The following is a 20,170-nucleotide window of genomic DNA, read 5'->3' on the forward strand; positions in this document are numbered from 1 at the left end:
TGCCACGTGAGCGGTGCCCATAGTTGACCGCATGACGCGAAGATCCCTACATCGATCCCTGCCTAGCGCGCTCACCGGAGCGGCCCTCGCCATGGCTCTGGTCGCGAGCTCCGCCTTCACCCCCGCGTATGCCATCGCGCCCACCGCCGCCGTCGCGGGCACGACCGCCGGTACAGCCGCCGTAGCACCCGCGATCTCCTGGGAGGCGTGTGCCGGACTGCCCGTGTCCCCCGCGGGCCTGGACTGCGGCAAGTTGACCGTACCGCGCGACTACGGCGACCCGAGAGCCAGGACCATCGACGTCGCGGTGATCAGGGCGAAGGCCACCGGCACCCGGATCGGCTCGCTGGTGATGAACTTCGGCGGTGGCGGCAACGGTGTCATCAACCTGGCGGCGAGCCACCAGAAGTACGCGGCCCTGCGCGAACACTACGATCTGGTGAGCTTCGACCCACGTGGCTCGGGCGGCACCTCCCCGCTGGTCTGCGGCTCGGGTGCCGTGGCCGACCGCTTGTTCGCCGTCAACCCGGGCGTCAGGAACCCGGACGACCGCAAGGCGTTCCTGCAGGCGACCGCCGACTTCGTCCGCGCCTGTGAGAAGGGGAGCGGCGGGATACTGCCGCACGCGGGCATGGGCGACACGGCCAGGGACATGGACCGGCTGCGCGCGGCGCTGGGCGAGGACAGGCTCGACTACTACGGCATGTCCCTCGGCAGCGTCCTCGGCGGCGTCTACGCCACGTTGCATCCCCAGCGGGTCGGTCGGATGGTTCTGGACGCTGGGCTGAACCCCCGGCAGTCACTGGTCGAGGTGGTGAAGCAGCTCACCCGCACCTCCCAGCTCGCCTACGAGAGGTTCCTGGCCTGGTGCGTGAAGAAGGGCTGTGACCTTGGCAAGGACACCAAGGTGGTCAACGGCGCCATCGAGGGACTGGTCGAGCGACTCAAGAGCAAGCCGCTCAAGGTTGGCGACCGTCCTCTCGGCGCCAGTCTGGCGATCACCGCTCTGCAGGCCGCGGGCGGCGGAGAGCCGCTCTGGCGGGAGCTGGAGGCCAGACTCGCCCAGGCGATCAAGGGTGATGGCGATCCGCTGCTGAAGCTGGCCGACGCGATCACCGGACGCCAGGACGGCGCCTACCCGTCCCTCGGGGTCTTCGGCTCGGCTCCGTACAACAGCGCGGTCTACTGCCGTGACCGCGAACGGCCCGCCGTACGGGACCTGCCCCGGATCGAGGCCGAGTTGACCCGCATCTCCCCGATCTTCGGCCAGCTCAGCCCGACGACCGCCTTCCTGATCCCCACCTGCGCGCAGTGGCCGGTGCCCGTCGACCCGGAAGGCCGCACGGTCAGGCACACCGGTCTGGCCCCGATCGTGGTGATCAGCTCGGAGAAGGACACGGCCGCGCCGACCAAGGAGGCGGCGAGCCTGACCAGGCAGCTCACCAACGGCGTGCTGGTCACCTATGGAGGCGATCTGCACGCTGCCTACCCGGCCGGTGGCCCCTGCGTCATCGGCGTCGTCGAGGACTACATGGTGACCGGCAAGGTCCCCGCCAAGGGAACCTCCTGCCCCGCTGCCTGACCTCCGGCGTCGCCTCGTCTTCCTGTCCGTTTGCCCTGAACGCCATCGGCCACGGCGGCCCGACGGAGAAGGCATCCTCCTCCCGATGGCGTCCCCAGCCCAAAGTAGGCCGATCGTTGCAGGCCGCGGTGCCGTCCTCCTACGGCACGGAACGAGTCCTCCCTCAGGCCGCAGGCTCACCCTCCGGGAGGAGACCGAATCGCTGTCACTCGCCGACGATCGGCAGTGCGGCCTCGGAGATCATCGGGGAATCCGGCGGCCGTCAGAGACACACTTCGCGTACCCCGCGACTTCACCACAGGAGCCCATGTGACCCTGAAGGACCCTGCTGGTTAACTCGCGCGGTGTCGGCTGGTTCGTGATCTGATGGCTTCTGTCCTTGATCACATTCGTGGGAGCAGCCGTTGCCTCCGCCCTGGCTGCGGGATGGATAGAGGGAGCCGTGTCGATGCAGCCCAGGCCTGGCCGGAGCCGACGCCGGAGGTCGTGGCGGCGATCCGGACGATCTACCGGGGCAAGAGGCAGGTGCCGTTGCCGGTTCGGGTGCGTGATGAATTAGGCGAGGTGTTCGCCGATGAGGCGTTCGCAGGAGCCTTCGGCAAGGAGGGCAGGCCGGGCTGGTCACCGGGCGTTGATCACGGTGTTGCAGCGGGTGGGCAACCTTACCGACCGGCAGGCCGCCGAGGCGGTCGCCACTGATCTGACCTGGAAGTATGCGCTCGGCCTCAGCTTGGATGACCCAGGGTTTGACGCCAGTGTGCTGAGTGAGTTCCGTTCCCGGGTGATCGCTCATGATTTGGAGGAGACGCCGCTGGATCTGCTGTTGGCGGCGTTGCAGGAGCGAGGCCTGCTGGGGGCGGGTGGCCGGCAGCGTACCGATTCCACTGATGTGATCTCTGCGGTGCGGGACGTCAACCGGGTAGAGCTGGCCGGGGAATGTGTGCGGGCCGCAGTGGAGGCGCTTGCGGTGGCCGCGCCCGGCTGGGTGCAACAGGTGCTGGAGGTGCCCGGTTGGGCCGACCGCTATCAGCTGCGGGTCGATTCCTGGCGGATGCCCACCTCCAAGACCAAGCAGGAAGAACTCGCGCGGGCGGCCGGTTTGGTGCCGGCCATGGCGTCGACCTCCCAGTCGATGGTGCGCAGGAACCGGGAGACGTACGTGCAGGTGTAGGTGGTGGTGGAACCGGTCTCGTCGGCCGTGCTGCGGGTCAGGACGGCGGTGCCGCCGGGAGCGAGCTTGTCCACCTGTACCGAGATCTTGGGCATCTGGGTGGGGTTGGCGAAGGTCGCGGTGCCGGAGACGGTGGCGGGCAGCGTGACGGCCTGGTTGCCCTGCAGGACGAAGGAGTTGACGTAGGCGTCGTCGGCCACGTCGAACGTGTCCCCGGAGATCACCGGCAGCGCGCCCGTCAGGTCGATGCGCAGATCGATCCGCTCGCCGTCGGCCGTCCCGGAGAAACGTCCGGCGGCGGGCAGCCGGGGAGTCCGGTAGGCGGCGGGTAGGGCGCCGAGCCCCGGCAGGACCTGCGCCCACGTGCCGATCTTCGTGGGGCCGTCGATCCAGTGGAAGTCCATCGCCTGGTCGCCCTTGATGAACACGGTCCGGTTGTTGCCTCCGGCGTAGAGCATCAGGGCGTCGTCGAAGTCGCCGCGCATGTGTGCGGGGAGCAGCTTCCACTCCGCCTCGCCTCGTCCGGTGAGAAGCCCTTCGTACTCCACGCCCCGCCCCCAGACGAGCAGCGCGCACCTGTCACAGGCCAGGCAGGAGCAGCTTCTACGTCGATTGGTGAGCGACTTGATCAATCCTTAAGCGCCTTTCAGGCGAAGTCGGCACCCGAGGCATGTGGCCGGTCTCCTGGCTTGGTGTTCCCTTGATTTTCTCGCACGCCTAACTTGGTCTGCCAAGCGGGCAGCGCGCCATTCCTGCCCCCGCTGTCCGGTCGTCGATGTGCCGGACGCGTGCCGAAGAGCACTGGACGAGCACGAACTCCGGCATTCTCGCCTCTCAGGAGAGGGGTGCGAACCGAGAAAGCGCAGGTCGGGATGGGTATGGAGTGGTAGGGCGCCCGGGGCTCGAACCCGGAACCTACGGATTAAAAGTCCGCAGCTCTGCCAATTGAGCTAACGCCCCTCGCACGAGCAAGGGTACAGAGATTACCGCCCCGCCCGCGACGCATCCATCACCGGTAAGCGGGCAGCCCCGTCAGAGCCTCCCCCAGCACCAGTGTGTGAATCTCCTGGGTACCCTCGTACGTCAGCACAGATTCCAGATTGTTCATGTGCCTGATCACAGGGTACTCCAGGGTGATCCCGTTTCCCCCCAGGATGGAACGGGCCTGCCGGGCGATGTCCAGGGCGGCCCGTACGTTGGCCAGCTTGCCGAAGCTGATCTGCCGGGGCTCCAGGCGTCCCTCGTCCTTCAGTGCGCCCAAGTGCAGGGCCGTGAGCTGGGCCTGGGCGGCGCCGACGTACATCCAGGCCAGTTTCTCCTGGGTGAGCTGGAACGCGCCGATCGGCTTGTCGAACTGGACGCGGGTCTTCGCGTAGTCGACCGCCGACTCCAGGCAGGCGCGGGCGGCCCCGACGACCCCCCAAAGGATGCCGAAGCGGGCCTCGGACAGGCACGACAGCGGCCCCTTGAGGCCGGTGACGCCGGGCAGCACGGCGGAGGCGGGCAGGCGGACGTCGTCGAAGTACAGGGACGAGGTGACCGAGGCCCTCAGGGACAGCTTCTTGTGGATCTCAGGGGCGGAGAAGCCCGGCGTGGAGGTGGGGACGACGAAGCCGCGGACGCCCTCGTCCGTCTGCGCCCACACGACGGCGACGTCCGCGATCGAGCCGTTGGTGATCCACATCTTGGAGCCGTTGAGCACCCAGTCGGAGCCGTCCCGCTTGGCGTACGTGCGCATGTTGGCGGGGTCGGACCCGTGGTCCGGCTCGGTCAGGCCGAAGCAGCCGATCGCCGTGCCGGCCGCCATGCGCGGGAGCCATTCCTCCTTCTGCTCGTCGGAGCCGTACCGCCAGATGGGGAACATCGCCAGCGAGCCCTGCACCGACACGAACGAGCGCAGGCCCGAGTCGCCCGCCTCCAGCTCGCGGCAGGCCACGCCGTAAGAGGTCGCGTCGGTGCCGGCGCACCCGTACCCCTCCAGGTGCATGCCCAGCAGCCCGAGCGAGCCGAGCTCCGGCGCGAGCTCGCGCGCCGGGAAGACGGCCTCCTCGAACCAGTCGCCCACGTGCGGAAGGACGCGGTCGGAGACGAAGGACCTGACCGTGTCGCGGATCAGCCGCTGGTCGCCGTTGAGGCGGTCGTCGAGGCGCAGCAGATCGTCCATGGCGGGTCCTCTCCTCGCGTAAGGGGTTACCAGGGTTCTACCAGGGACAATCCTGATGTGCTAACACCGGCCCCAGGGGCAGTCTTGAGACATGAACGAATACAGCGAGCACAACGTCAAGAAGCTCCGTCGCACCAACAAGGGCCGGATGATCGCGGGCGTCTGCTCGGGCATCGGTGAGTACGTCGGCATCGACGCGAACCTGATCAGGGTCGGCCTCGCCATCGCCACCCTGTTCGGCGGGGTCGGCGTCGGCCTGTACGCGATCGGCTGGCTCCTGCTGCCGGACGAGGAGCGGGACACCTCGATCGTCCAGGACCTGATCAGCAAGCAGCAGCAGCAGCGGAACGCCACCGACTGGACCGGCGAGCACAAGCCGCAGCAGTGATCAGGCCGGCGCCTGGGCGGGCAGCTCCTGGGCATCACGGTCGTCCCGGGACTCGGTCCACATCAGGGCGAGCACGGCCGCCGCGATCACTCCGGTGATGCCGGAGAGCGCGACCACCAGCTCAGGACCGAGTCTCTCCGCCGCGAACCCGCCGACCAGGATCCCGATCCCCTGCACGGCCATCAGCCCCGACTGCACCAGCCCGAACGCCTGGCCGCGCCGCTCCGGCGGCACGTTCTGGACGAAGGCCGCGTTCGCCGCGAGCTGGTACGCCCCACCGATCCCCGACAGAACCCACGCCGCCAGCACCACCGCGAGCGGCGGCCGGAGCGCCGTCACGGCCAGGGGCGCGCAGCTCAGCATGGCCATCCACCCCATCAGCCGCAGCCGCCGCGCCGGGGTCACGAACCTGCTGAACAGGAACGCGCCCACCACCGTGCCCGTGGGCATCGCGGCCATCAGCAGACCGGTGATCACGGGCACCGGCAACGACCCCGTGGCGAGTTCGGCGGCATAGGGCACGGCGATGCCCTCAGGAAGGATGTAGAAGCCGCACAACCAGGCGAACAGGACAAGTGTTCGCAGCCTGCGCGAGCCGAAGACGAGCTGGGCTCCCGCCCTGGTCATCGCCCACATGGACGGCTTCGCGCCGTCCTGGCGGGCGGCCGGCCGCGGCCGTACCCCGGAGACCAGGATCAGGGCCGAGGCGAGGAACGTGGCCGCGTCGAGCGCGAGCGCCCGGTAGGGGCCCAAGGTGGCGATCATCGCTCCGCCCGCAGCGAAACCCAGCATCTGTACGGCCTGGTTCGTCATGTTCTGCAACGCCGAGCCGACGACGTACCGGTCGCCTTCGAGCACCTCGGGCAGCAGCGCCGCGCGCGCCGCCGAGAACGGGGCGCTGAGCAGCACCACGAAGAACACCAGCACGCACAACGCCCAGAACGGCATCACCGGCAGCGCCATCACGCCGACCAGCACCGCCCGGACGACGTCGCAGGTCATCATGACGCCCCGGCGCGCGAACCGGTCGGCCAGCCCCGCCAGCAGCGGCCCGCCGACGATCGACGGAAGGTACGTCAGCGCGTAGACGGCCGCGGTGGCCAGGGGCGACCCGGTGCGGGAGTAGACGAGGACGGCGAGCGCCACCTGGGCGAGCTGGTCACCAAGGAGGGAGAGGCCCTGGCCGTACCAGAGTGCCCGGAACTCCCGGATGGCGATGACCTCGCCGTAGGTGGCCTGGTCTGTCTCGGCACGGCGATGCCGTCCCGGCGGCCTACCTGCCTGCATGGCCCCCATTGGACTCCGCTGCGCCTGACTCACCGTGTTCGCTATGTGACCTAAGGTGCCCGATCATGAGGCAAGGCGCAACCCAAAGAAGTCAACGAGCTGCAAAGGGTCACCAGCCCAGTTCGTGAAGTCTGTCATCACTGATCCCGAAATGGTGTCCCACCTCATGGACAACGGTGATGCGCACCTCGTTAACGACTTCCTCTTCTGTCTTGCATATCTGACATATGGGATTGCGGTAGATCTCGATCCGGTCGGGCAGGACACCTGAGTACCAGTCGCCGCGCTCCGTGAGGGGGACACCGGTGTACAGGCCGAGCAGGTGGGGCTCTGGCGGATCATCGACGACCGTGACGACGACGTTGCTCATGACGCGGGCGAGCTCGGCGGGGATCGTGTCCAAAGCCTCGGCCACGAGTTCCTCGAACTTCTCCCGCGAAACCTCGATCACGCATGCCATTCTGCCCTGTCAGTCAGGTATGCAAGAAACTGTATGAAGTTCGTTGACAGGTCGAAAGCAGTCATTCGGTCACGCGCAACGAGGGCCGTGGCGGTGCTCGTGGTGGCCGCCGCCGGCGCCTGGCTGGGCATCTTCCTGAGCGGCACCGTGCACGCCCAGGTCGGCCCCGTCGAGACGGGCATGTCGCTCAGACCCGCCTGGAACGGCGAGACGGTCGTCGACGCCAGCCCCCTCGGCACGCTGACCTTCCGAACCCACGACGCCCCGCTCAGGCTCCGCATCACCCTGGAGAACATCGACCAGGAGCGCGCCAAGGCGCTCATCGAGGACCCCAAACTGGCCGACCGCCTGCCGGGCCTCATCGAGAGCGACCTCCTGGACGGTGTGCGCGCCCTGGCGATCCGCAGCATGCTCTGTGCCGGGGCGGGGGCGCTGATCGCCGTCCTGATGGTCTACAGGCGCCCCAGGACGGCTCTGGTGGGGCTTCTGGCGGCCTCTGTGGGGCTTGCGGCCACCGGGGCGCTGGCCGCCCTCACGTTCCGTCCCAGCTCGCTCGTGGAGCCGCGCTACTCGGGTCTGGTCGCCGCGGCGCCGTCGCTGGTGGGCAGCGCGGAGTCGATCGTGACGAAGTTCGAGTCGTACCGGTCGCAGCTCACCAAGCTCGTCACGAACGTCTCGAAGCTGTACGACACCGTCTCGACCCTGCCGCTGTACGACGCCGACCCCAATTCCATCCGGGTCCTGCACGTCTCGGACATCCACATCAACCCCATCGCCTGGAACGTCATCCGCTCGCTCAAGGACCAGTTCGCCGTCGACATGATCATCGACACCGGCGACATCTCCGACCACGGGACCAAACCGGAGAACAAGTTCGTCGACGAGATCAGCCGCCTCGGGGTGCCGTACGTGTACGTACGGGGCAACCACGACTCGATGATCACCCAGCGAGCCGTCGAGAGGCAGAAGAACGCCGTGGTCCTGGACGACAGGGTGGAGAAGGTCGCCGGCCTGCGCATCTACGGCCTGGGCGACCCACGGTTCACCCCCGACAAATCGGTGGCCGTCGACTCCGACCCGGACGCGCTCGAACAATTCGCCCGCTCGCACCTGCCCAAGGTGGACAAGGCGGACCTGGTGGCCGTCCACGACCCCGTCGTCGGCCGCGGCTTCAGCGGGGCCGCGCCCATGATCCTGGCCGGTCACACGCATGACCGGTCGACGTCCATGCTGCCGTCCGGCACCCGCATGCTCGTCCAGGGCTCGACCGGCGGCGCCGGCCTGCGGGCGCTCGAACACGCCCAGCCCACGCCCGTACAGGCCTCGGTCCTGTACTTCGACCGGGAGACACGCCGCCTGCGTGCCTGGGACGACATCACGCTGGGCGGCCTGGGGGAGCAGTCGGTGTACATCCAGCGTCACGTGGAGGCCGACCCACAACGTATGATTTCTCCGGAGCCAACGAACGCCCCGTCTCCAACGGGAACGGTCACTGGCACCGCGTCACCGACCGCCGGTCAGCCGCTTTGGCATCAAGGGCAATCGTCCCCTATGCTTCAGAGGTCTCCGACGGAAGGCGACAGGGAATCCTGAGCCCCCATCGTCTAGCGGCCTAGGACACCGCCCTTTCAAGGCGGCGGCACGGGTTCGAATCCCGTTGGGGGCACTTGCGAGCGCCTGGCGCACCGCGAACCGGCTGGTCGAAAGGCCACCGGAAAGCTGGTAAGCTAAGCGAGCGCAAACAGAAAGAAACGCAACAAAAGCAAGGTCCTGTAGAGCAGTTTGGAGTGCTCGCCACCCTGTCAAGGTGGAGGTCGCGGGTTCAAGTCCCGTCAGGACCGCTCTGGGTCAGGTAGCTCAGTTGGTACGAGCGTCCGCCTGAAAAGCGGAAGGTCGGCAGTTCGACCCTGCCCCTGACCACCAGCTTTGAACATCAAGAAAGCCCTGAAGCATTTTCGCTTCGGGGCTTTCTTGTTCCTGTGACAGTAACGTCGCCGCCTCTGCTGATCCAGTCCATGGCAGGCTGATTCTCGTGCGGTTACTTCCTTGGCCCGTGGCGAAAGATCTGGATCACGGCACCGTATTGCCCAAGGCGCTTCACACCGTTCGCGCCGTCGACACCGCCACGATGATCGAGTTGCTGGGTGAGACCTCAGGGGCTGCAAAACCGCAGGCCACCGAGATTCTGGCTGCTCACCTTGCTCCAGGAGGGACCCACTATGTGATCCCCTGGCCGCGCAGGTCGTGGGAAGCGCCCGTCGAGGGCTGTGTCTCTGCGGTCATGCTGCTGAGAATGAGCGATGGTGCGCTCATCATGAGGGGGCTTCACGAGCAGGTCCCACTCCTGCGTTTCCAGCAGCTTCCCAAGACGATGTCATGGTGGGAGGAGTATCGGGCTGCGCGACGCGCGAGAGGGATCAGGCGGGACATGCATGTGTGGTCCCGTGATCATCGGCATGACCACAGCTGCAAGCACCCGCATTGCCTTGAAGAACGTGCGGGGCATTGCTCCTGCTTCACGTTTCTGGAAGACCTGCGGACAGCACGTGACAGGCCCGCCGGGCTGGCACGTGGTTCGGCACAGGAGGCCATAAGGCTCCTGATGGCGAGTGGGTTCATTGAGATCCGAGCCCGAAGCCACCTCGTCGAGCACGCCTTGGCTGATAGAGAAACGGATGCGGCACTGAGGCATCTGAAGCAGATGCGCATGATCGCGAACCTGTGTCACAACCTTCCGCAGAACTTCTTGCCCAAGAGGGCCAAGGCCCGTGAGCGGCTGGCGATCGAGAGCCTCCGATTCCACTTGCGGGAACTCGATCCTGACGATCGTGCTGCTCAGTGGGTCGTGCGGCAGTTGGAGGCCCAGGGATTCGACTACGTTCGCGTACTCCGAGATCGGATCAAATGGAGGCACACCCGATAGCGGGGCCACCGAGGCCGCCGTCCAGCGGCGTGCCGCATTGTCGACCAGTCGGGGCATGGCGTGGCGGGGTCAAGGGTGGAAGAGGGTGTTGAGGGTGTTGAAGTCGAGGGAGTCGGTGAGGGTGTTGTAGGTGCCGGTGGTGAGGAGTTCTTCGGCGGCTCTGCGGGCGGCGGTGTAGGCGGTTTGGGCGAGGGCGGTGCCGAGGCTGATTCGGCGTACGCCGGCCTGGGTGAGTTCGGCGACGGTGGGGCCGCCGGCGACGGCCATCGCGTTGACCGGGAGCGGGGACTCGGCGCAGAGGGTGGCCAGCGCGTCGAGGTCGAGGAGGCCGGGGACGAAGATGCCGTCGGCGCCGGCCTCGGCGTACGCCGCCGTGCGCTTGAGCACTTCGTCCAGGCGGCCGGCGGAGGGGCCGATGGCGAAGAGGAAGACGTCGGTGCGGGCGTTGACGAAGAGTTCGGGGAGACCCGCTGCGGCCGCCGCCTCCCGGGCGGCGTGCAGTCTGGCGGTCTGGTCGGCGAGGTCGAACAGCGGGCCGCCGACGGCCTGGGAGTCCTCCAGGTTGATGCCCACCGCGCCCGCTCCGGCCACGGCTCGGACGGTGTGCGCGACGTCCTCGGGGGCGGGGCCGTAGCCGCCCTCGATGTCGACCGTCACGGGGAGGTCCACGGTGTGCACGATGCGCCGGGCGGCGTGCAGCGTCTCGTCGCGGGTGAGGTGCTGGCCGTCGCCGCGGCCGAGGGACCAGGAGACGCCGCCGCTGGTCGTGGCGATGGCTGTGGCGCCGGCTGCGGCGATCACGGCGGCGCTGGCGGCGTCCCAGGCGTTGGGGAGGATCAGTACGGAGTCGGCGTGGAGCTTTCTGAACAGATCAGCTTTTTTCGTCGTCGCCGCATCGGTGGAGGGGAAGTTGTCCACAGACATGTGGGTGACCGCCTTCGGGGTGTTCGGAATCCGGCACCATGGCTCGGTGGGCGCCTGGTCCGGGATGTTGCCGGGCCGCGAGGTAGGCGTCCATTGATTAAGCTCTGACCGAATCGTGGACCCGCGGGAGGCGGCATGAAGGCACGGCTGGCCTTTTCGGTGAACGATCTGGCCGAGACCCGGTTCGCCGTCTCGGCCATGTGGGAGGTCGTCACGAGTTGCCGGGCGCTGGCCGGGGCCACGGTGCCCGATCCTCATCGTGGGTGGGCCGGGCAGGTGGGTCCCCGGCTCGCGGCGGCGGGGCTCGATCGTGGCTGGCTGGCCGACATGGTGGCGCCCGTCGGTCATTTCCCGGACTTCCTCAATCCGACGACCGCGTCCCACGAGCTGCCCGACGAGCTGGCGGCCATCGAGGCCACCGACCCCGAGCAGGTACGGCGCGACCTCGACCTGTTGTCCGCCGAGCGGGACGGCCGGTTGCCGCCCCGGTTGCGGAACCTGCACCGCAACCCCCGGGCGTATCTGCCCAAGGTCGTCGCGGAGATCGAGACCTACTGGGAGCTCGCGATCGCGCCCTATTGGGCGCGCATCCGGTCGGTGCTGGACGCGGACGTCTTCCACCGGGGCCGCCAGGTGGCCGAGCACGGCACGGCGCGCACGCTGGACCAGCTCCACCACACCGTGCGCTGGGACAGCGGCGGCCTTCAGCTGGCACAACGGCACTGTGCGATCACCAGGATCGAGACCGGTGCGGGGCTGCTTCTCGTGCCGTCGGTCTTCGCGTGGCCGCGGGTGCTGACGCGGTCCGTCGCGTCCGAGCCGCCTCAGCTCGCCTACCCGGCGCGTGGCATCGGCGCGTTGTGGGAGTCGCGCAGGCATGCGCCCATGGACGCGCTCGCCGCGGTGATCGGCCGTTCCCGGGCGTTGATCCTGGCCGAGCTCGACTCGCCGGCCTCGACCACCGAGCTCGCCGAGCGGTCGGGGATGTCCGCGGCGGGGGTGTCGCAGCATCTCACCGCGCTGCGGGCCGCCGGGCTGACCAGCACACATCGGGCGGGCCGCAGGGTGTTCTACGCCCGCACGGGCCTCGCGGACGCCCTGCTCACGGCTCAGGTGTGAATCGCGGGCCTTGTGAGGGGGCTCTGGTGGGGGTGGGGCGGCTGGTCGCCGCATCTGCGGCTGTTCGCTGCATTGGCGCGGTTGCGGTTGATCGGCGGGTGGTTTGGGTGACAGGCCGGACGGGGGCGTGTTCGGGTCGTATGCTCGCTGCTGGGCTGTGGGGGCGTTCTGGCCCTGTGCGGCTGCGGCTGCGGCTGGTCGAACGCGTTCGCGCGGCTGGGCCCGGTGCTGGGTGCGCGGCTGGGGACGGTGCTGAGTGCGCGGGCCGGGCGGGGCCGGGTGCGGTGCTGAGTGCGGTCCGGGTGCGGTGCTGGGTGCGGGCCGGGCCGGGCCTGGTCAGGCGGGGGCGTGCGGTGCGGCCGCGGCGGCGCTGATCTTTTTTGTCTCGATCATCCTGACTATTGTGATCCCCACTGTTCGGGGGGAAGGCGGGCGATGGACGAGGGTGGGGCCGAGGCGTTCCTGGGCAGCCGGTACGTGCTGCTCGACGAGATCGGCGCCGGGGCGATGGGGACCGTCTGGCGGGCGCGGCACCGGGAGACCGGCGAGATCGTGGCGGTCAAGCTGTTGCGCAGCAACCTCGCCGGTGACCAGGACCTGGTGCTGCGGTTCGTGCAGGAGCGCAATGTGCTGCGCACCCTTCGCCATCCCCACATCGTCACGATGCGCGACTTCGTCATCGAGGGGGAGCGGCTCGCGCTGGTGATGGACCTCGTCGAGGGCGGGGATCTGCGCGGCCTGCTGCAGCAGCACGGCACGCTCCCGCCGGCCATGGCCGCCGAGCTGATGGCCCAGGTCGCCGAGGCGCTGGCGGCGGCGCACGCGACGGGCGTCGTCCACCGGGACGTCAAGCCGGGGAACGTCCTGATCGACGGGCCTACGGGGCAGGTGCGGCTGACGGACTTCGGGGTCGCCCGGATCGTCCTCGGGCCGGGGCTGACGCAGACCACCTCGATCATCGGCACGCCCACGTACCTGTCGCCCGAGGTGGCCGACGGCGGCACCCCCACGCCGGCGGTGGACGTCTACGCGGCCGGGCTGATCCTCTACGAGCTGCTGGCCGGGCGTCCGCCGTTCGTGGGCGAGCATCCGATGGCCCTGCTCCGGCAGCATGCGATGGCCATGCCGCGGCGGTTGCCCGGGATGCCCGACGTCCTGTGGTCGGTGATCGCGGCCTGCACGGCGAAGGATCCGGCGACGCGTCCGGGGGCCGGGCAGGTGGCGGTGGCGCTGCGGGAGGCGGCGCCGGTGGTGGCGGGGCTGGCCGCCTTGCCGCGAGTGGGCAGGGCCGACGCCCCGTCCGCGACGTCAGAGCCGATCCCGGGACCGCCGTCTGGGCCGCTCCCAGGGTCGGTGCCTGGGCCGCTCTCGGGGTCGGTGCCGGGGCCGCCGCCCGGGTCCTCATCGGCCGCCGCCGCCGCTGGGCCGTCCGGTGAGCCCGTTCGGGGTCCTGGTCCGCGGGCGGCCTCTGGGGATGTCGCAGGGGGCGGGGTGGCCTCGGGCGTCGGCGGTGGGGACGGCACGGTTCCTTCCGCCGGGCGGGGCGCCGCCCAGTCCGGCATGGTTGCTTCCGCCGGGCGGGCCGCCGCCGCCCAGGCGGGCCCGGCGGCTGCGCGGCCGCCCGGACGGTCCCGCCGGCGGCTGGTCGTCATCGCGAGCACCACGACGGCGGTGGCGCTGACCGCGGCGGCCGTGGCCGTCATGGCCCCATGGCGGACGCCGGGTGCGGGGGCCGTGAACGACGCGTCCGGGCTCTCGGCGTCCAGGTCGGCCGACGTGGCTGGCACACCGACTTCCGTCGAGTCCGGGACGGCGAAGGAGAGCCCCGTCCCGTCGGAGGCGGACGAGGAGACGTCCGGCACCGCGGACGAACCGCTCAAGTCGTCGGCGAAGAAGACGCCGAAGGAGCCGGTCCGCACGCCGGGCACGGCCGTCCCGAAACGGACGCCGGGCGCGACGACGGACCCCACGGGTACCGCCGACCCCCGCCGGACGTCGGCCGGCCGGAAGACGGAGGCCCCGCACACCGTGGACCCCGAGAGCGACGGTGACGACGCCCCGCCGCGCAACTCCCAGCCGGACTGGAAATGCCGCTCGTGGATCACCGCGGGCGACGGTTCGGGCGTGGAGATGTCGCCGTGCATGGCCATGGTGGGCGACGTCTTCTATCTGATGGGACGCATCCGAGGGGCGAGCTCGGTCCGCTCGGACGTGCACGTCCAGCTCTACAACACCGACGCGGACCGTAACGTCTCCCAGCCCTTCACCTGCTCCGGGGTGTCCCCGCGGAACGACGGCGAGGTCGCCACCTGCGGGCCGTTCACCACCACCGCGCCGGCCATCCAGGCCAAGCACGACGTGCGGCAGCGCTGGCGTCGGACGGGGACGGCGGCGTTCGGCGGCGGCGCGGAGAGCCCCTGGATGTTGTGGTGACAACCAAGCCGCAGGGCGCGGAGAGCCCCTGGATGTTGTGGTGACAACCAAGCCGGACCTGAAGCTCTTCCCGGCGCACCCGGCCCCGCTCACGCGTCCGTGATCAGGGGCCGGGCGCGGCAGGCCGGGTCACTGTCTGGTGGTGCAGACGGTTCCGTTGAGGGTGAAGACGGCGGGCAGGAGGTTCGGGCCGGCGTAGTCGCCGACGAACCCGATCGTGGTCGAGGCGCCCGTGGCCAGGGAGGCGTTGCCGGGCTCGCTGACGGCCTTGACGTTCGATCCCGTCTGGGTCCAGGTGGCGCTCCAGCCGCTGCCGAGGCTCTGCCAGGGCCTCGGCCAGGTGAAGCTCAGGGTCCAGCCGTTGACCGGGGCGCCGTTGTTGGTGATCTCGACGGCGCCGACGTAGCCGCTGGCCCAGTCGGTCTGGTCGGTGAATCGGACGGCGCAGGAGCTGGTCGCCGGGGTGCCGGTGGTGAAGGTCAGGGGCGGTGAGGCCCAGGAGACGCCGCCGCCGCTGTCGCGGGCGATCACGTTGACCGTGTAGGTGGTGCCGGGCTTGAGGTTGCCGACCGTGTAGGAGGTGCCGGCGGTCTCGCCGAGCTGCTCGCTGACGGCGCCGTTCTGGCGGTGGAGCTCGTACTTGACGATCGGGCGGGCGCCGGGGGCGGCGGCGGGCCAGGAGACGACGGCGGTCCGGTCGGTGACGTTCGAGGCCGCCGGACGGCCGGGCGCGCCGGGCAGGCCGGCCTGAAGCGCGGCGGGACGCACGACGACGGTGGTCAGCGAGAGCGGCGGCAGTGTCTGGCTGGTGGCGGTGCCGGTGGTCGCGGTGGTGATGGCGGTCGCGCCGTTGACGTGGGTCAGCACGGTGGGCGCGCCCGCGGCCGGCGTGAAGCCCGCGTAGTCCACGGCGACCGGGTATGACGTGTCCGGCGAGCTGTTGATCAGCATGACCGCCAGGTCGCCGTTCGGCCGCCGGACGGCGTGCGCGCTGACCTTCGGCTGGTCGGTAGCCGCCGTGACGAACTGGTCACCGGCCCGCGCGAACACGCTGACCATCCGCAACGCGTGGTACGGCGCGAACGGCGTGTTCAGCGGCGGCTCGCAGACCCCGGAGGAGTTGCAGACCCCGCTGGACAGCAGCCCGAAGTCGCCGTAGTCGGTGTGCCCCTCGACCTCGGTGACGTTGCCGATGCCGTTGTGCACGTTCCACCAGTCGACGGTGAACACGCCGTTCGCCAGCAGGCTCGCGTAGGCGTCGGCGGCGGCCAGGGCGCCGGGCTGGGTGTTGGTGCCGTTGCTGCTGGAGCCGGTGTTGAACTCGGTCATCGCGATGCCGATCCGGTCCGAGCCGGGCCCGGCGTACGCGGCGAGCTGCTGCCGGGTGAGCCGGATCATGTCAGGGACCTGACCGGCCTTGTCCAGGGCGCCGGGGTACCAGTGCAGGATCACGAAGTCGATCTTCGGTCCGGCGAGGGACAGGACGACCTTGTTCCAGCTCCCGTCGTCGCCCTCGGCGGTGATGGCGTCGGGCCAGTTGGCGGGGGTGGTCAGCACCGCGCCGATCTTGATCGTCGGGTCGGCCGCCTTCATGGCGTCGGCGTAGGCGACGACGTGGCGGGCGTACTCGGCCGGGCTCTTGTCGGCGTGGTCGTCGGCCTCCCAGGCGCTGCCGTAGTGGCCGTTGCCGTAGTTCTCGTTGCCGATCTCCCAGTACTTGACGCCGTAGCCCTTGGTGACGTTGGCGTGCCGGACCCAGGCGGCGGCCTCCTCGGCGGTGCCGGTGCCGTAGTTGGCGGTCACCATGGCCTGCGCGCCGGTGCGCCGTACGCCGCGCATGAAGGTGTCGAAGTCGGTGTTCGGGGCGACGTACCCGCCGGGGGCGGTGTGGTCGGCCCAGTGGTAGATGTCGGAGTAGGAGCCGCCGGGGTAGCGCAGCAGCTTGACGCCGGCGTCCTTGAGGAGGTCGGCGGTCTGGTCGGTGCCGAGGTTCGCGTCCCAGATGGCATGGTTGGAACCGATGCCGGTCTCGGGGGCGGTGGCCAGGGCGGCGCGGGCGTTGACGGTCACCGTGACGGGGGTGACGTCGTCGGCGCGCGCCGGGGGAGCGATCAGCGTGGTGAGGGTCAGGAGGGCCGCGGTCGCGGCCCTGGGCAGGATCTTGCCAGGCATCGGGGTACCTCGCCGTGGGTAGCGGTATGGCTCGACGCCCCCTCCTGACCAGGAGGCAAGCATGATCATGCGACGTGGGGTCCGGCCCGTCAATCGGCGCTGAAACTTTCACGGCGGTCAGGCGGGCTTGAGCAGGACCCGGCCGGTCAGGGGGAGGCTTGAGCAGGACCCGGCCGGTCAGGCGGGCTTGAGCAGGCCCCTGTCGTAGGCCGCCGCGACGGCCGCCGCCCGGTCCTTGACCTCCAGCTTGGCGAAGACGTGCAGCAGGTGGGTCTTCACGGTGGCCTCGGTGACGAACAACTTCCTGGCCACCTCGCGGTTGGTCGCGCCGCGGGCGATGAGGCCGAGCACTTCGAGCTCCCGCGGGCTCAGCGCGCGCTGCTCCGGGGGGTGCGCGTGCCGCGTCAGCACCCCGGCCACGGCCGGCGACAGCACGCTCTCGCCGCGGGCCGCGGCCAGCACGGCCCGGCGCAGCTCGGCGCGCGGCGTGTCCTTGAGCAGGTAGCCGGTGGCGCCCTGTTCGATCGCGGGCACCACGTCGGCGTCGTCGCCGAAGGTGGTCAGCACCAGCACGTGCGTGCCGGGGCACTGCTCGCGCAGCCGGCGGATGAGCTCGGCGCCGCTCGGCCCCGGCATGCGCAGGTCGAGGAGCACGACGTCGGGGGCGGTGCGCAGGGCCACCGCGAGCGCCTCGGCGCCGTCGGCCGCCTCGCCGACCACCTCGAAGCCGTCGGTCTCGAAGATGCCGCGCAGCCCGTCGCGGACCACGGGGTGGTCGTCGACGATGATCAGGCGTACCGGCATGGGCTCACGTTCCCGGGTCGGCGGGGATGGCCGGAACGGTAGCGGAGATCGCCGTGCCCTGGCCAGGGGCGCTCTCGACGGCGAGGCTGCCGGCCAGGCGGGCGACCCGCTGCCGCATCGCCACCAGCCCGAACCCGCCGCCCGAGCCGCCGCCGGACCCCGGGGTGAGGCCGGACCCCGGGGTGAAGCCGGACCCGTCGTCGCGGACGTCGAGCGCCACCACGTCCTCCATGTACGACAGCGTGATCCCCACCCGGGAGGCCCGCGCGTGCTTGCCCACGTTGGCCAGCGCCTCCTGGGCCACCCGCAGCAACGTGCTCTCCACCTCGGTGTGCAGCGGCCGGGCGTCGCCGGTGACCGACACCGAAGCAGGCACCTCGCAGGCCCGCGACCAGGCCGCCGCCACCTCCGACAGGGCGGTCCCGAGCTGCGCCGCCGTCGCCAGCGGCGCCGGGCGCAGCGCCTGGACCGAGCGGCGGGCCTCGGTCAGGCTCTCCCTGGCCAGCTCTCGTACGGTCGCCAGCCGCGCGCGCACCGCCGGCGTCGCTCCGGCGGCCTCGTCGGCGGCCTCCAGCTGGGTGAGAATGCCGGTCAGCCCCTGGGCCACGGTGTCGTGGATCTCCCTGGCCAGCCGTTGCCGCTCGCCCAGCACGCCCGCCTCGCGGGCCTGGACCAGGAGCCGGGCCTGGAGGTCGGCGTTCTCCTCGGCGAGCGCGGCCAGCCTGGCGCTCTTCTCCTTGAGCTGCGCGTTCTGCTCGGAGACGGTCTGGAAGACCAGCCCGGTCATGGACGCGACCAGCACCCCGACCACGAAGGAGGCCAGCAGCTCGACCGGGGTGCGACCGGCCGGCGGACGGGCGGCGACCAGCGTCCCGACCGTCACCACGACCCCGGCGTACGCCCACAACCCCGGCAGCAGCGCGAAGCACTGGACGAACACCCCCACCCCGGTCACGGTGAAGACCGGGTCGATCCGCACCAGCGCCGCCACCACCGCCAGCAGCACCACGAAGTACCCGGCCACCACCCACGCCCGCGCGGTCCAGGCGGGACGGCAGGCCACCACGAACCAGTGCCAGGCCGCCGCGAACAGCGCCAGGGCCAGCACCTCGACCCGCCACACCCGCAGCAGCGAGAACAGCGCGGGAAGCAGCACCAGCAGGTACGGCAGGGCCGCCGTGGTCCGCTCCCACCGGCTCACCACCGCAGGGCCTTCACCGCGAGGCCGCCCGCGACGGCGCTGACCGCCACCATGATCCCGAGGGCGAGCGGCGGGAGCGCGCCGGCCGACCAGCCGTCCCGGATCGCCTGGACGGCGGGCGCCATGGGCGTCAGGTCCCCGATCGCCCGCATCGACCCCGACATGGTCTCGCGCGGGATCACCGCGCCGGACAGGAACACCATCGGGAAGAACAGGGCGAGCCCGATCACCGTCGCCGCCCGCCCGCTGGGGGCCAGCGCGCCGAGGAGCAGCCCGACGGCGCCGAGGCTGAGCGCGCCGAGCAGCCAGGCCAGCAGCACGCCGGGCAGGCTGGCGGGCGCGCTCAGCCCGTAGCCGGCCACGCCCAGGACGACCAGCAGCACGCTGCCGAGCACCGCCAGCAGCATGTGCGCGGCCCACTGGGCGCCGCACAGCATGAACGGCGTGGCGGGCGTGGCCCGCAGCCGCTTGAGCACCCGGCGCTCCCGGTACTGGGCCAGCGTGGCCGGCAGGACGACCAGGGCGGCCAGCCCCACGACGAAGACGGTCAGCATCGGCACGGTGGCGTCGACCAGCCGCTCGCCGCCGGGCAGCGGCCGGTCGCCGCCGCGCAGCTTGACCCAGAGCATGACCAGCGGGAAGCCCAGCGCGAAGTACGCCGACATCGGGTCGCGCAACCCCAGCCTGAGCTCGACGGCGACCACTCTCGTGAAGCCCTTCATGTCTCGGCCCTCCCGGTCAGCGTGAAGTAGGCGTCCTCCAGGGAGGCGGCCCGCGTCCGGCCGATCAGCTCGCGCGGGCTGCCCTCGGCCACGACCCGGCCGCGGTCGACGACGGCGATCCGGTCGCACAGCGCCTCGGCCTCGTCCATGAAGTGGGTGACCAGGACGACGGTGATCCCGCGGTCGCGCATGGCCCGGATCAGCCCCCAGGTGGTGCGGCGGGCGTCGGGGTCGAGGCCGGTGGTCAGCTCGTCGAGCAGGACCACCTCGGGGTCGCCGACCAGGGCCAGCGCGATGAACAGGCGCTGCTTCCAGCCGCCGGACAGGCCGCCGAAGCGGGCGTCCTTCCTGTCGGTCAGGCCCCATTCGTCCATGATGGCCCGCCAGTCGGCCGGGTGGTCGTACAGGGAGGCGTAGAGCCGCAGGGCCTCGCCGACCTTGATGCCGTCGGGCAGTGCGGCCTCCTGCAACTGGGCGCCGACGCGCTGGAGCAGCGCGCGCCGGTCGCCCTGCGGGTCGAGGCCCAGCACGCGCACGCTGCCGCCGTCGGGACGCCGCAGCCCGGACACGCACTCCACGACCGTCGTCTTCCCGGCGCCGTTGGGCCCGGCGAGCCCGAAGATCTCGCCGCGTTCCACGGTCAGGGAGAGGCCGTCGAGGGCCCGGGTGTGCCGGTAGCTCTTGCGCAGGTCGTCGATCTCGATGACTGTCATGATCCGAGGATCACGCGGGAGCGGCGTGGCCCCCCCCCCCCCCAAACGGGGTGTGGGGGGGGCCCCCCCCCCCGGGGGGGGCAGATTAAAAGTTATTTGTGTTCAAA

The 20,170-nt window shown here is 70.4% G+C and carries 16 protein-coding genes and 4 tRNA genes; 10 read left to right on the forward strand and 10 right to left on the reverse strand.

The features are described 5' to 3' along the window. The first annotated feature begins 91 nt into the window (after window positions 1-91). Window positions 92-1,582 (forward strand): alpha/beta fold hydrolase, encoded by a 1,491-nt coding sequence (locus tag AB0C33_RS37880; RefSeq protein ID WP_358296768.1) that lies wholly within the window; start codon window positions 92-94, stop codon window positions 1,580-1,582. Window positions 1,583-2,222: 640 nt separating this feature from the next. Continuing rightward, window positions 2,223-2,753: a transposase gene (locus AB0C33_RS37885; RefSeq protein ID WP_358296813.1), complete on the forward strand. Its 531-nt coding sequence runs from the start codon at window positions 2,223-2,225 to the stop codon at window positions 2,751-2,753. Between the two features lie 884 nt (window positions 2,754-3,637). Here the strand turns inward: AB0C33_RS37885 and AB0C33_RS37890 are convergent. Then, window positions 3,638-3,713 (reverse strand) — tRNA-Lys (locus AB0C33_RS37890). Window positions 3,714-3,762: 49 nt separating this feature from the next. Further along, window positions 3,763-4,917: an acyl-CoA dehydrogenase family protein gene (locus tag AB0C33_RS37895; protein ID WP_358296770.1), complete on the reverse strand. Its 1,155-nt coding sequence runs from the start codon at window positions 4,915-4,917 to the stop codon at window positions 3,763-3,765. 91 nt (window positions 4,918-5,008) lie between these two features. Here AB0C33_RS37895 and AB0C33_RS37900 point away from each other — a divergent pair, with 91 nt between their 5' ends. Then, a complete protein-coding gene (locus tag AB0C33_RS37900) occupies window positions 5,009-5,305 on the forward strand; it encodes a PspC domain-containing protein (protein WP_358296772.1) in 297 nt (98 codons plus the stop codon). On the opposite strand, the gene AB0C33_RS37905 is transcribed toward AB0C33_RS37900, so the two are convergent. Both AB0C33_RS37905 and AB0C33_RS37910 read right to left on the reverse strand, forming a co-directional pair. After that, on the reverse strand, window positions 5,306-6,592 hold the full coding sequence (locus AB0C33_RS37905) for an MFS transporter (protein ID WP_358296775.1): 1,287 nt from the start codon (window positions 6,590-6,592) through the stop codon (window positions 5,306-5,308). It lies immediately after the preceding gene. 109 nt (window positions 6,593-6,701) lie between these two features. Next, the gene (locus AB0C33_RS37910) at window positions 6,702-7,043 is read right to left on the reverse strand and encodes a metallopeptidase family protein (RefSeq protein ID WP_358296778.1); all 342 of its coding nucleotides are present in this window, start codon (window positions 7,041-7,043) and stop codon (window positions 6,702-6,704) included. 96 nt (window positions 7,044-7,139) lie between these two features. On the opposite strand from AB0C33_RS37910, the gene AB0C33_RS37915 reads away from it, so the two are divergent. The 5 genes from AB0C33_RS37915 to AB0C33_RS37935 all read left to right on the forward strand — a co-directional run bounded on the left by AB0C33_RS37915 (window position 7,140) and on the right by AB0C33_RS37935 (window position 9,975). Beyond that, window positions 7,140-8,645, forward strand: a complete 1,506-nt coding sequence (locus AB0C33_RS37915; protein ID WP_358296781.1) for a metallophosphoesterase — start codon at window positions 7,140-7,142, stop codon at window positions 8,643-8,645. Next, window positions 8,646-8,718, forward strand: a tRNA-Glu gene (locus AB0C33_RS37920). Between the two features lie 100 nt (window positions 8,719-8,818). Then, window positions 8,819-8,893: transfer RNA gene (locus AB0C33_RS37925), tRNA-Asp, on the forward strand. 5 nt (window positions 8,894-8,898) lie between these two features. After that, window positions 8,899-8,975: transfer RNA gene (locus AB0C33_RS37930), tRNA-Phe, on the forward strand. A gap of 130 nt (window positions 8,976-9,105) precedes the next feature. After that, window positions 9,106-9,975, forward strand: coding sequence for a hypothetical protein (locus AB0C33_RS37935; protein WP_358296784.1), 870 nt, complete (start codon window positions 9,106-9,108; stop codon window positions 9,973-9,975). A gap of 69 nt (window positions 9,976-10,044) precedes the next feature. Here the strand turns inward: AB0C33_RS37935 and AB0C33_RS37940 are convergent, their stop codons facing one another. Further along, on the reverse strand, window positions 10,045-10,899 hold the full coding sequence (locus AB0C33_RS37940) for an isocitrate lyase/phosphoenolpyruvate mutase family protein (protein WP_358296787.1): 855 nt from the start codon (window positions 10,897-10,899) through the stop codon (window positions 10,045-10,047). A 135-nt stretch (window positions 10,900-11,034) separates the two neighbouring features. On the opposite strand from AB0C33_RS37940, the gene AB0C33_RS37945 reads away from it, so the two are divergent. Beyond that, complete coding sequence (locus AB0C33_RS37945) at window positions 11,035-12,018, forward strand: DUF5937 family protein (RefSeq protein ID WP_358296790.1); 984 nt, start codon at window positions 11,035-11,037, stop codon at window positions 12,016-12,018. A gap of 435 nt (window positions 12,019-12,453) precedes the next feature. Then, on the forward strand, window positions 12,454-14,451 hold the full coding sequence (locus AB0C33_RS37950) for a protein kinase (protein ID WP_358296793.1): 1,998 nt from the start codon (window positions 12,454-12,456) through the stop codon (window positions 14,449-14,451). 129 nt (window positions 14,452-14,580) lie between these two features. On the opposite strand, the gene AB0C33_RS37955 is transcribed toward AB0C33_RS37950, so the two are convergent. The 5 genes from AB0C33_RS37955 to AB0C33_RS37975 form a co-directional block, all read right to left on the reverse strand. Further along, window positions 14,581-16,623: a cellulose binding domain-containing protein gene (locus tag AB0C33_RS37955; RefSeq protein ID WP_358296796.1), complete on the reverse strand. Its 2,043-nt coding sequence runs from the start codon at window positions 16,621-16,623 to the stop codon at window positions 14,581-14,583. Between the two features lie 177 nt (window positions 16,624-16,800). After that, window positions 16,801-17,427, reverse strand: coding sequence for a response regulator transcription factor (locus tag AB0C33_RS37960; protein ID WP_352360982.1), 627 nt, complete (start codon window positions 17,425-17,427; stop codon window positions 16,801-16,803). Window positions 17,428-17,431: 4 nt separating this feature from the next. Then, the gene (locus AB0C33_RS37965; RefSeq protein WP_358296799.1) at window positions 17,432-18,628 is read right to left on the reverse strand and encodes a sensor histidine kinase; all 1,197 of its coding nucleotides are present in this window, start codon (window positions 18,626-18,628) and stop codon (window positions 17,432-17,434) included. Further along, window positions 18,625-19,350, reverse strand: a complete 726-nt coding sequence (locus AB0C33_RS37970; protein WP_358296802.1) for an ABC transporter permease — start codon at window positions 19,348-19,350, stop codon at window positions 18,625-18,627. The genes AB0C33_RS37965 and AB0C33_RS37970 overlap by 4 nt, the downstream gene beginning before the upstream one ends. Then, window positions 19,347-20,063, reverse strand: a complete 717-nt coding sequence (locus AB0C33_RS37975; RefSeq protein WP_358296804.1) for an ABC transporter ATP-binding protein — start codon at window positions 20,061-20,063, stop codon at window positions 19,347-19,349. The genes AB0C33_RS37970 and AB0C33_RS37975 overlap by 4 nt, the downstream gene beginning before the upstream one ends. Between the last annotated feature and the right edge of the window lie 107 nt (window positions 20,064-20,170).

Source organism: Nonomuraea sp. NPDC048881, from assembly GCF_040649795.1.
In the GTDB taxonomy this organism is placed as follows: domain Bacteria; phylum Actinomycetota; class Actinomycetes; order Streptosporangiales; family Streptosporangiaceae; genus Nonomuraea.

Coding starts and splice junctions, on each gene's coding strand:
- AB0C33_RS37895 (WP_358296770.1), bottom strand. CDS start 4,917: ATGGACGATCTGCTGCGCCTCGACGACCGCCTCAACGGCGACCAGCGG.
- AB0C33_RS37970 (WP_358296802.1), bottom strand. CDS start 19,350: ATGAAGGGCTTCACGAGAGTGGTCGCCGTCGAGCTCAGGCTGGGGTTG.
- AB0C33_RS37975 (WP_358296804.1), bottom strand. CDS start 20,063: ATGACAGTCATCGAGATCGACGACCTGCGCAAGAGCTACCGGCACACC.
- AB0C33_RS37960 (WP_352360982.1), bottom strand. CDS start 17,427: ATGCCGGTACGCCTGATCATCGTCGACGACCACCCCGTGGTCCGCGAC.
- AB0C33_RS37945 (WP_358296790.1), top strand. CDS start 11,035: ATGAAGGCACGGCTGGCCTTTTCGGTGAACGATCTGGCCGAGACCCGG.
- AB0C33_RS37950 (WP_358296793.1), top strand. CDS start 12,454: ATGGACGAGGGTGGGGCCGAGGCGTTCCTGGGCAGCCGGTACGTGCTG.
- AB0C33_RS37880 (WP_358296768.1), top strand. CDS start 92: ATGGCTCTGGTCGCGAGCTCCGCCTTCACCCCCGCGTATGCCATCGCG.
- AB0C33_RS37900 (WP_358296772.1), top strand. CDS start 5,009: ATGAACGAATACAGCGAGCACAACGTCAAGAAGCTCCGTCGCACCAAC.
- AB0C33_RS37940 (WP_358296787.1), bottom strand. CDS start 10,899: ATGTCTGTGGACAACTTCCCCTCCACCGATGCGGCGACGACGAAAAAA.
- AB0C33_RS37955 (WP_358296796.1), bottom strand. CDS start 16,623: ATGCCTGGCAAGATCCTGCCCAGGGCCGCGACCGCGGCCCTCCTGACC.
- AB0C33_RS37905 (WP_358296775.1), bottom strand. CDS start 6,592: ATGCAGGCAGGTAGGCCGCCGGGACGGCATCGCCGTGCCGAGACAGAC.